9 protein-coding genes are annotated in these 7,632 nt (G+C 65.1%); 6 read left to right on the forward strand and 3 right to left on the reverse strand.

The genetic code is table 11. The annotated features are described in order from the left end of the window. Window positions 1-156 precede the first annotated feature (156 nt). Together rlmN and ACQKJZ_RS16820 are read left to right on the forward strand one after the other, a co-directional pair. A complete protein-coding gene (rlmN, locus tag ACQKJZ_RS16815; RefSeq protein WP_427732571.1) occupies window positions 157-1,341 on the forward strand; it encodes a 23S rRNA (adenine(2503)-C(2))-methyltransferase RlmN in 1,185 nt (394 codons plus the stop codon). A gap of 189 nt (window positions 1,342-1,530) precedes the next feature. Next, window positions 1,531-2,292 (forward strand): sulfite exporter TauE/SafE family protein, encoded by a 762-nt coding sequence (locus ACQKJZ_RS16820; protein ID WP_427732555.1) that lies wholly within the window; start codon window positions 1,531-1,533, stop codon window positions 2,290-2,292. Here the strand turns inward: ACQKJZ_RS16820 and ACQKJZ_RS16825 are convergent. Beyond that, window positions 2,280-2,711, reverse strand: coding sequence for a hypothetical protein (locus ACQKJZ_RS16825; RefSeq protein WP_427732557.1), 432 nt, complete (start codon window positions 2,709-2,711; stop codon window positions 2,280-2,282). The genes ACQKJZ_RS16820 and ACQKJZ_RS16825 overlap by 13 nt on opposite strands. 377 nt (window positions 2,712-3,088) lie before the next feature. On the opposite strand from ACQKJZ_RS16825, the gene ACQKJZ_RS16830 reads away from it, so the two are divergent. Beyond that, a complete protein-coding gene (locus ACQKJZ_RS16830) occupies window positions 3,089-3,448 on the forward strand; it encodes an EF-hand domain-containing protein (protein ID WP_427732559.1) in 360 nt (119 codons plus the stop codon). 38 nt (window positions 3,449-3,486) lie between these two features. On the opposite strand, the gene ACQKJZ_RS16835 is transcribed toward ACQKJZ_RS16830, so the two are convergent. Both ACQKJZ_RS16835 and ACQKJZ_RS16840 read right to left on the reverse strand, forming a co-directional pair. Continuing rightward, entirely contained in the window at window positions 3,487-4,020 is a 534-nt protein-coding gene (locus tag ACQKJZ_RS16835; RefSeq protein WP_427732561.1) for a DUF3617 domain-containing protein, read from the reverse strand. An 86-nt stretch (window positions 4,021-4,106) separates the two neighbouring features. Next, entirely contained in the window at window positions 4,107-4,727 is a 621-nt protein-coding gene (locus ACQKJZ_RS16840; protein ID WP_427732563.1) for a flavin reductase family protein, read from the reverse strand. A 24-nt stretch (window positions 4,728-4,751) separates the two neighbouring features. Between ACQKJZ_RS16840 and ACQKJZ_RS16845 the strand changes: the two genes are divergently transcribed. Genes ACQKJZ_RS16845 through ACQKJZ_RS16855 form a run of 3 tightly spaced genes read left to right on the forward strand, consistent with a single transcriptional unit; the run spans window position 4,752 to window position 7,519 of the window. Continuing rightward, the gene (locus tag ACQKJZ_RS16845) at window positions 4,752-5,504 is read left to right on the forward strand and encodes a cytochrome b/b6 domain-containing protein (protein ID WP_427732565.1); all 753 of its coding nucleotides are present in this window, start codon (window positions 4,752-4,754) and stop codon (window positions 5,502-5,504) included. Continuing rightward, on the forward strand, window positions 5,501-6,256 hold the full coding sequence (locus tag ACQKJZ_RS16850) for a molybdopterin-dependent oxidoreductase (protein ID WP_427732567.1): 756 nt from the start codon (window positions 5,501-5,503) through the stop codon (window positions 6,254-6,256). The genes ACQKJZ_RS16845 and ACQKJZ_RS16850 overlap by 4 nt, the downstream gene beginning before the upstream one ends. An 18-nt stretch (window positions 6,257-6,274) precedes the next feature. Next, window positions 6,275-7,519, forward strand: a complete 1,245-nt coding sequence (locus ACQKJZ_RS16855) for a class I SAM-dependent methyltransferase (RefSeq protein ID WP_427732569.1) — start codon at window positions 6,275-6,277, stop codon at window positions 7,517-7,519. Window positions 7,520-7,632 lie beyond the last annotated feature (113 nt).

The raw sequence follows: 7,632 nt of genomic DNA on the forward strand, positions 1-7,632 counted from the left end.
GGTGTCACCCCTCTCGATAGCGCGACACCCCTCCGTCAGGCCTTCGGCCTGCCACCTCCCCTTACAGGGGAGGAATTGACGCCCGGCTTCGACCCTGTGGAAATCGCCGCGATTTTACGCTATGGCCGCGCGATGCAGACAGTTTCGGCCGCCCCCATGCCCATCCCCGGGCACATCGATCCCGTGCCCGTGCCGCGTGGCGTGCAGCCGCGTCCCGATGGTCGTGTCGACCTGATCGGCCTGACCAAGGAACAGTTACGCGAGGCGTTGCTGTCCGCCGGCATGGAGCTGAAACAGGCCAAGCTGCGCTCGAAGCAGATCTGGCACTGGCTCTACAATCGCGGCGCGACGCGGTTCGCCGACATGACCGACATCGCCAAGGCGCAGCATCCCTGGCTGGAGGAGCGTTTCGTCATCGGCCGTCCCGAGGTGGTCGAGGCGCAGGTGTCGAACGACGGCACGCGCAAGTGGCTGCTGCGTTCGCCCGACGGGCAGGATTACGAGATGGTGTTCATCCCCGACGCCGATCGGGGAACGCTGTGCGTGTCAAGCCAGGTCGGCTGCACGCTGAACTGCCGTTTCTGCCACACCGGCACGATGCGCCTGGTCCGCAACCTGACTGCGGGCGAGATCGTCGGGCAGGTCATGCTGGCGCGCGACTCGCTCGGCGAGTGGCCCAGCCAGCCCGAGGGGCGGATGCTGACCAACATCGTCATGATGGGCATGGGCGAGCCGCTCTATAATTTCGATGCGGTGCGCGACGCGCTGAAGCTGGTGATGGACGGCGATGGCCTCGCGCTGTCCAAGCGTCGCATCACCCTGTCGACCAGCGGTGTCGTGCCGATGATGGCGCGCGCGGGGGCGGAGATCGGCGTGAACCTGGCCGTCTCGCTTCACGCCGTGACCAAGGACGTGCGTGACGAGCTGGTACCGCTGAACAAGAAATACGGCATCGAGGAGTTGTTGCAGGCCTGCGCCGACTATCCCGGTGCCAACAACGCCCGGCGCATCACGTTCGAATATGTGATGCTGAAGGACAAGAACGACTCGGACGCCGACGCGCACGAGCTGGTCCGGCTGCTGCGCCATTACGACCTGCCCGCCAAGGTGAACCTGATCCCGTTCAACCCCTGGCCCGGCGCGGATTACGAATGCTCGACGCCGGAGCGCATCCGTCGCTTCTCCGACATCGTGTTCGAGGGCGGCATCTCCGCACCCGTCCGCACGCCGCGCGGACGCGACATCGACGCGGCCTGTGGCCAGCTGAAGACCGCCGCCGAGAAGAAGAGCCGCGCGCAGCTTGATCGCGAGGCAGAAGAGAAGTTCGCGGCGCTGGGGTAATTTAATCCTCCCCTGCAAGGGGAGGTGGCAGGCGAAGCCTGACGGAGGGGTGTCCCGCTCCCGATAGGGTGACACCCCTCCGACGCGCTGCGCGCGCCACCTCCCCTTGCAGGGGAGGAATAGCGTGTTCACTTGAACCATCGTCGGCGGTGAGGCACTGTTGCGCCGCACCATGCGTTACCCCATCCGATGATCGACTGGACCTTTCTCGCGCTGGCGGCCGCCGGGGGCTTTGTCGGCGGTGCGATGAACGCGCTGGCGGGCGGGGGCAGCTTTTCCACCATGCCGACGCTGATCGCGCTGGGCCTGCCCTCCACCATCGCCAACGCCACCTCCAATGTCGCGCTCCAGCCCGCCGCGATGGCCAGCGTCTGGGCCTATCGCCATGGCCTGGAGCCGGTGATGGGCGTGTCGATGCGGCGCATGGCCGCGCTCACCTTCGTCTTCGCGCTGTTGGGCAGCATCCTGTTGTTCCTGACCCCGCCGCGCGCGTTCGACCTGATCGTGCCCTGGTTGCTGCTGACCGCGACGCTGGCGATCGCGGGCGGGCGGCACGCCTCGGACTGGCTGGCGCGGGTCGCCCGGCCGGGACCGCGCGCGCTGATGGGGGCGCAGGCGGTGCTGGGCGTCTATGGCGGTTATTTCGGGGGCGGCATCGGCATGATGCTGACCGCCGCCTGGGGGCTGTTGTCGGGGCGCAACCCCGCGCAACTCGCGGCACCGCGAACCCTGATGCTGGCGACCGCCAATGCGGCGGCGACCCTGGTGTTCGTCACCACCGGCATGGTCGCTTGGGCACAGTGCGTGCCGATGCTGCTGGGCGGTATCGTCGGCGGATGGAGCGGCGCAATCATCGGGCGCAAGCTGCCCGCCGGACTGATCCGCGCCTGGACGCTGCTGCTCACCACCGTCACCACGCTGGTGTTCTTCTGGCGGGGCTATATCGCCTGAGATCGGCCGATCCCCGGGCCCACGGCATAGGGGATCGCCAAGAGGGTCACTGGGACCGGCGATCCGATATCCGCCAGCAACATGCGGAGATGACGCTCCTCCTCGCGCAGGCATTGCAGGATGGTGGGGCGCAGCCCCAGCGCCGCCGCGCGGTATCCATCCCAATCGGCGGCGATCGCATCGGCCGACCAGATCGAAACGAAACTGGAGATTTTCTGGCGATAGGCGGGGATCGCAGCGCGCAACGCCAGCATCCCGGCCCCACCGGGCGTGTTCGCGTGCTGCTCGGCGATGGGAAAGACGACATCGTTCAGGAACTGCATCCGCACACGGCCGGCCTGCGCCATTTGCCACCGAACGGCGGACAGCGCCGTGTGATCGAGATCGGCGGACTGGCACAGGGCGTGATGATCACGCATTGCCTGCAGAATGGCGCGATGACGTGCTTGGAGTTCGGACAGCATCGAAAACCTCGGGACGGATCAACATGATGCGCGCCAAGATGACCGCCCTCTGCGCGTTATCACTCGAGGGCATTATCATGGACTGCGCGACTTGATTCCCCCCCCGGGGTCAAAACGCACTTTGGCGCCACGGACCATGGCGCCATTCCTCGAAAACGATTGTAGGTTAAAACTGCGCGGTTAAAGTTGCATGAAGGGCATGATCGTAACCGCTCGGTTGCCAGGGGCATGCCGACGGTAACGGCCCGCACTTCATGCTGCGTTCATGGCGCCGGCCCGACATTATAACGCCTCCGTACCGAGAGGCGATAACGGGGAGAGACATGATGATCATGCTGTGCCTGATCCTGGCTTTGCAAACAGTCGTGCCACCGGCAACGCCGCCTGGATCATCCGGGCGGGAGCTGAAGATCGAACTGACCTTCGATGAGGCGTTTTTCGATTCGTCGGACCGCAACCACGACCAACGGTTGACGCTCGCCGAACTCACCGACGCCTTGGGACAGCGCATCGAGCACAGCTTCGCCAGCCATGCGGAAGCGGATGCCAAGGTTCCACTCGAAAAGCGCAACCTGATGGCGCGGGAATTCGCCGAGAACATCTTCCGCATGCTCGACGTCGATGCCGACCAGCGCCTGACCTTCGCCGAATTCACCAAGGGCGCCACCCGCAAGGCCCCCGTCATGAGCTGACGAAACCCGGAGGGCGGACATCGCCCTCCGGGGCCGGATTATTTCGCCGCGTCGCAATCGCCGACGCGGCGCCCCTCGACATGGATCTTCTGCGACATGGGATGCGCACCGGTCATCTCCATCTGCTGATCGGTGGTGAAGCTGGTCGCGGTGAAGGTGCCGGTCGTCTTGCTCTTCATCGTCATGTCGCCGGGCATCTTGCAGGTCAGGTCGCTCTCGACCTTGCCGCCCGCGAAGGTCGAGCTGTTGATCGTGCAGTCCGAACTCGCACCCTTCAGCAATTCGGCCGGGCCCTTGGCGGCCTGTTCGGCGGTGAGGCAGATGCTGTTGGTCTGGGCGGGCGGTGTGGAACTCACGCCCTTGGGCATGTTCGCCATCTTCAGGTCGCTGACCTGCGTCCTGATCTCCCATTTGCCGGGCTGGAGGTTGGCGGCGGGCGATCCGGCGCCGCTGCCGCTTTCGGTCACCTCGCCGGTCGCGGCATTGGTCGTCACCGTCGTCGAACCGGTCTTCTGGTCGCAGGCCGCCAAGGACAGGGCGCCGACCAGAACAAGCGGGGCAAATGCTTTCATGAACCATTCTCCCTAACTGTTAAGCCGAAGCATAATAACAGGATTTTCCGGTCGCGCCCATGCCGCTCGACGGGGTGCGCCTCCGCTCAATCCGGCCGTCGCATCTCGAACCGCGCGCCTTCGGTCACCTCGAAATAATCGACCGGTCCGCCGCCGCGCAGGATCGGGCGCGCCCGCGCCGTCTGGTAGATCCCGTCATCGATCATCGCGGTGGCGATATGGACACCCACCGCCTCGCCAATCACCAGCCACTGGTCGAGTTCGCATCCCTCCTTGGTCTCCAGCCGGATCAGCTGGGTCAGGCGACATTCGAACGACACCGGGCTCGCCGCCACGCGCGGGGCCGCGACCACCCGCCCTTCCGCCACCGCCAGCCCTGCGAGCGCGAATTCGTCGACCTCGGCCTCGACCATCGCCGCGCTGGCGTTCATCGGCTCGGCCAGGTCCATGGTCGCCAGGTTCCAGGTGAAGACCTTGGTCTCGGCGATATTGGCGACCGAATCCTTCCACCCCTGGGACGAAAAGCCGATCAGCGGCGGGCGGTAGTTGAACAGGTTGAAAAAGCTGTAAGGGGCCAGATTGTTGACGCCCGCGCGCGACCGGCTGCCGATCCAGCCGATCGGGCGTGGGGCGACGATCGCGTTCAGCGGATCATGCGCCAGCCCATGGCCGTTGACGGGTTCGTAGAAATGCCAATCCTCGGTCATGCTTGCCCCGTGGGAGAAATGTTGATGGAAGCCCAAACGCCGCCCGACCCGCAAAGAGCCGCGCGGAATACCACGGAAGGAACCGATGGCCCGCGCGTCATCCGTCGCCACGGTGTGGTGACGCGGGTGTGGCATTGGGTCAATGCGGTGGCGGTACTGATCCTGCTGGGGTCGGGGCTGGGTATCTCGAACGCGCATCCCAGGCTCTATTGGGGGCGGTACGGCGCCAATTTCGACCCCGCCTGGGCGACCCTGCCGCGCTTCCCCAGCTGGCTGACGATCCCCGCCAATTACAATCTGGCGATCTCGCGGCGCTGGCACCTGTTCTTCGCGCTGGTGCTGGGCTTCGGGCTGCTCGCCTATATGGTCGGCGGGCTGGTGACGCGGCATTTCCAGCGCGATCTGCGCATCCGGGGTCGGGAGTTGCGGCCAGCCGTGATCTGGGCGGATTTTCGGCGCCATCTGGCCTTCCGCTTCCATGACGAACGCGATCCGCATGCGTATAACCTGTTCCAGAAGCTCAGCTATGCGCTGGTCCTGTTCGTCGCGCTGCCGCTCGCCATCCTGACCGGGATCGCGCTGTCACCGGGGATGAACGCGGCCTGGCCATGGGTGTTGGAGATATTGGGCGGGCGGCAATCGGCGCGATCGATCCACTTCATCACCGCCAGCCTGCTCGCGCTGTTCACCATCGTCCACCTGGCGCTCGTCATCCTGGCGGGCGCGGGCAATGAGGTGCGTTCGATGATTACCGGCCGCTGGAGGGTGCCCGAATGACCCCCGAACTGATCCGGCGTCGCGCCATCCTGACCGGCGGAGCCGGCCTGCTCCTCGCTGGCTGCGACAAGGTCATTCAGCAACCTACCGCACGCAAGATCCTGTTCGCGGGCGAGGATATGCAAAAGGGGTTGCAGCGCGCGCTGATGAATCGTGGCGCGCTCGCCCCCGAATATCGCCGTGACCAGATGTCACCCGTGTTCCGCACCAACGGCACGCGCGATCCGGGGACGCCGGAATATCGGGCGCTGGTCGAAAACCGCTTCCAGGACTGGCGGTTGAAGGTCGGCGGACTGGTCGGCACGCCGCTGTCGCTGTCGCTGCGCCAGATCGGCGAGTTTCCCGCGCGCCGCCAGATCACCCGCCACGACTGTGTCGAGGGGTGGAGCGCGATCGGCGAATGGACGGGGCCGATGCTGGGCAATGTGCTGAAGGCCGCGAACATCAGCGACCGCGCCCGCTATGTCGTCTTCACCTGCGCCGACCTTTATGGCGGCCAGCCCTATTATGAATCGCTCGACCTGATCGATGCCTTTCATCCCCAGACGATCCTGGCCTGGGGGATGAACGGGCGGATGTTGGATGTCGGGCACGGCGCGCCGCTGCGGCTGCGGGTCGAGCGGCAATTGGGCTATAAGCACGCCAAATATCTGATGCGGATCGATGCGGTCGACAGCCTGTCCAACATAGGTTTGGGCAAGGGCGGGTATTGGGAAGACCATGTCGATTATGACTGGTATGCCGGTATTTAAGGCACTAGGCGGTGCCATATGGCGCTGATCGATCTCTTTCTGTCGCGCGCGGTCCGCAAGGGCCGCCTGTCCCTCACCCATCATGACGGAAAGGTCCGCGAATTCGGCGCGCCCGAGCCCGGTTATCCCGATGTCGCGATCCGTTTCACGGATAGCCGCGTCGCCGGGCAGATCGTGCGCAACCCCGCACTGGCGGCGGGCGAGTCCTTCATGGACGGCCGGCTGGTCGTCGAGAAGGGCGATGTCCGCGATCTGGTCGAACTGCTGACCGCCAACGACAAATGGGAAGCGGGTCGCGCGAACCTCAATCCATCCTGGCTGGTGCGCGCGGGCGGTGCGGTCAAGCACCGTATCGACCGGATTAACATGGAGCGCCAGTCGAAAAAGAATGTCGCGCATCATTACGACCTGTCGGGCACGCTGTACGAACTCTTCCTCGACACCGACAAGCAATATAGCTGCGCCTATTACACCGATCCCAAGAACGATCTGGAGCGGGCGCAACGCGACAAGAAGGCGCATATCGCCGCCAAACTCGCCATCGAGCCGGGGATGCGGGTGCTCGACATCGGCTGCGGCTGGGGCGGGATGGCGCTCTATCTGCACCAGATGTGCGGGGCGGAGGTGCTGGGCGTCACCCTGTCCGAGGAACAGCTGAAGGTCGCGCGCCAGCGCGCCGAGGCGCTGGGCGTGTCGGACAAGGTGAAGTTCGAGCTGATCGACTATCGCCGGGTGCGCCCTGAGGATTTTGGGGGGAAGTTCGACCGCATCGTCTCGGTCGGCATGTTCGAGCATGTCGGCCCGCCGCAATATCGCACCTTCTTCCGCAAGTGCCGCGACCTCCTCACCGAGGACGGCGTGATGCTGCTCCACACTATCGGGCGACTGAACGGGCCGGGCGTGACCGACGACTGGACGACCAAATACATCTTCCCCGGCGGCTACAACCCCGCGCTGTCGGAGATCGTGCGTGCGCAGGAAGGCTTGCGCATGTTCCTGACCGATGTCGAGGTGCTGCGCTGCCATTATGGCTGGACGCTCGACGAATGGTATGACCGCACCGTCGCGGCAAAGGATCGCATCGTCGAGCTGTATGACGAGCGCTTCTATCGCATGTGGCTGTTCTATCTGGCGGGCGCGGGTGCGGCGTTCCGCAATGGCGGCCTGTGCAACTATCAGGTGCAGCTGACGCGCGGGCGGCTCTCGGTGCCGGTCACGCGGGATTATATGTTCGAGGGCGAGCGCGAACTCCGTGCCAAGTAGACATCATTCCTCCCCTGTAAGGGGATCGTTGCGAAACCCGATTTAGGGGGCCGGACGGGTATGGCGGATAGACAGATGCGGTGGCGGAGCGGTTCGCTGGCTTGCGGCTGTCG

The organism is Sphingomonas sp. NPDC019816 (assembly GCF_050274375.1).
Lineage (GTDB): Bacteria > Pseudomonadota > Alphaproteobacteria > Sphingomonadales > Sphingomonadaceae > Sphingomonas.

Bases quoted from the DNA above. Each gene is read 5' to 3' on its own strand.
- ACQKJZ_RS16825 (WP_427732557.1), bottom strand. From the start codon at position 2,711: ATGCGTGATCATCACGCCCTGTGCCAGTCCGCCGATCTCGATCACACG.
- ACQKJZ_RS16840 (WP_427732563.1), bottom strand. From the start codon at position 4,727: ATGACCGAGGATTGGCATTTCTACGAACCCGTCAACGGCCATGGGCTG.
- ACQKJZ_RS16855 (WP_427732569.1), top strand. From the start codon at position 6,275: ATGGCGCTGATCGATCTCTTTCTGTCGCGCGCGGTCCGCAAGGGCCGC.
- ACQKJZ_RS16850 (WP_427732567.1), top strand. From the start codon at position 5,501: ATGACCCCCGAACTGATCCGGCGTCGCGCCATCCTGACCGGCGGAGCC.
- rlmN (WP_427732571.1), top strand. From the start codon at position 157: ATGCCCATCCCCGGGCACATCGATCCCGTGCCCGTGCCGCGTGGCGTG.
- ACQKJZ_RS16845 (WP_427732565.1), top strand. From the start codon at position 4,752: ATGGAAGCCCAAACGCCGCCCGACCCGCAAAGAGCCGCGCGGAATACC.
- ACQKJZ_RS16820 (WP_427732555.1), top strand. From the start codon at position 1,531: ATGATCGACTGGACCTTTCTCGCGCTGGCGGCCGCCGGGGGCTTTGTC.
- ACQKJZ_RS16835 (WP_427732561.1), bottom strand. From the start codon at position 4,020: ATGAAAGCATTTGCCCCGCTTGTTCTGGTCGGCGCCCTGTCCTTGGCG.
- ACQKJZ_RS16830 (WP_427732559.1), top strand. From the start codon at position 3,089: ATGCTGTGCCTGATCCTGGCTTTGCAAACAGTCGTGCCACCGGCAACG.